The following is a 680-nucleotide window of genomic DNA, read 5'->3' on the forward strand; positions in this document are numbered from 1 at the left end:
AACGCCGGCGGCAGCCGCTACCGGCGCGTCAAGCAGCTCGGCGCGGGCGGCTTCGGCACGGTCTGGCAGGCCGTCGACACCCAGCTGAACCGCACGGTCGCGCTGAAGATCGCGCACGCGCCGGACCGCGACACCGCCGAGCGCATGCAGCGCGAGGCCCGCGCGCTGGCCGTGGTCAGCCACCCGAACTGCGTCAAGGTGTACGACCTGGCCGAGGAGCCGGACGGGCTCGCGCTGGTCATGGAGTACCTCGAAGGCCGCCCGCTGGCCGAGCTGGTCGACGGCCAGGGCCCGCTGGACGACGTCGCGGCCGGCCGCCTGTGGGCGACGATGGCGGGCGCGCTCGCCGCGGCGCACGACAAGGGCGTCCTGCACCGCGACATCAAGCCGTCGAACATCGTGCTGGACCCGAGCGGCCTGGCCCACCTGATCGACTTCGGCATCGCCCGCAGCCAGGGCGACTCCAAGATGACGGCCACCGGCATGATGATCGGCACGCCCGACTTCGTCGCCCCGGAGCAGGCCATGGGCTCGGCGGCCTCCCCGGCGTCCGACGCCTGGCAGCTGGCGGCGACGATCAGCTACGCGCTGTCCGGCCAGCCCCCGCGCGGCACCCGCGAGACCCCGATGGCGGCCCTGATGGCGGCGGCCCGTGCGGAGCCGGTGTCCCGGCTGCCCCA

At 74.9% G+C, this 680-nt stretch carries 1 protein-coding gene; it reads left to right on the forward strand.

The features are described from left to right. Positions 1 to 680: serine/threonine-protein kinase (locus G3I65_RS14690; protein ID WP_160696603.1), on the forward strand; the 680-nt coding region annotated here is incomplete at both ends.

The sequence above is a fragment of the Amycolatopsis sp. SID8362 genome, from assembly GCF_010550475.1.
In the GTDB taxonomy this organism is placed as follows: Bacteria; Actinomycetota; Actinomycetes; order Mycobacteriales; family Pseudonocardiaceae; genus Amycolatopsis; species Amycolatopsis eburnea.